The sequence below is a fragment of the Pseudoalteromonas sp. Isolate3 genome (genome assembly GCF_022398505.1).
Lineage (GTDB): Bacteria > Pseudomonadota > Gammaproteobacteria > Enterobacterales > Alteromonadaceae > Pseudoalteromonas > Pseudoalteromonas apostichopi.
In genome coordinates this window covers 1-1134 of the sequence record NZ_JAKEVN010000262.1, presented here as the reverse complement: position 1 = coordinate 1134, position 1134 = coordinate 1, and the positions used below count along the sequence as shown (strand labels likewise).

The window sequence follows — 1134 nt, the reverse complement described above, 5'->3', positions numbered from 1 at the left end:
CTTTATAGAGAATGTAGGTTATTAACTTCTATGAAATTTAAAAAGAGGAGGAAATTAAGTACTTATAAAAACCAAAGGCATTTAGCTATACTTACCTTATCAACAACTGACTGAACCGGAGGTATATTTTTACCGACTTTCACTTTGCCATTATTTAAGTCTTCATTAATAAAAACATGTGACTTATCTCGCAGTTCAACTTGAATTCCTTTCGGATACAGCCGAATGAAGTTTATAAACTTTGCAGTTAGAATATGATCAAACTTTCCAATTTGCGCAGAGTGGTAAATTGTCTCAATTGCGTTTACTCTAGAAAACTCTTCTCGATAATGACGCTTAGATGTTAAGGCAACATATGTGTCAATAATACGGATTATACGTGCTTCAAGTGGGATTTCAGACTTTATTAAGCCATAAGGGTAACCTGAGCCATCACAGTTTTCATGATGACACTTAATAATTTTAATTACATTCTGCTCTACACCTTGAGAGATTAAAGCTTTACAACCGAGTTCAACGTGCTCATGAATGCTTTTGAGCCCTTTAGCTGATAACTGTTTCTCATGTTTATAATCGAAATTAATTAAAGACATACCAATGTCTTTTAAAAAGGCTGACTTTGCAAATGGAATGAGTTTATCTTTTCTTAATCGAATTTCTTTAGAGAACAAAGCTATTAATACTAATAATCTCACTGACTCTCTAAACGTTTGAGAGTCTTCACTAATTTTTTCATAAATAACCCCAAGCTGACTAGCATCGTTTAAAACAAATAAAACAATATTCGCTACAGCTTTAGTTATTGACTTATTGTCTAATACTTGTGATTGTTTACAGTCTTCGACTGCAACTTTTAGGATAGATAAACCTTTACCTAACTCAGTGATGGATTTTTCTTCAGAAACATATAAAGCCCCCTCAAATTGCTTGAGTTTGTATTTATCTTGTTCTGATTTTATTTTTACTTTACTTGTTAAAAAAGGCGTTTTAAGCCAATGTTTATTGACCCTAACTTGCATACCTTTTTTTAATTGATTGGATTCAACTTTTTTCAATTTAAGTAACCTTGTAATAAAACAATACTAGTTACTTGCCGTCTTCCCACTGACAACTCATCCTTTATGGCGTGAATGT

The 1134-nt window shown here is 32.3% G+C and carries 1 protein-coding gene; it reads right to left on the bottom strand.

Annotated elements, in window-relative coordinates; genetic code table 11:
- Positions 1-62: 62 nt before the first annotated feature.
- Entirely contained in the window at positions 63-1055 is a 993-nt protein-coding gene (locus L1D46_RS20725) for an HD domain-containing phosphohydrolase (RefSeq protein ID WP_130052874.1), read from the bottom strand.
- Positions 1056-1134: the final 79 nt, after the last annotated feature.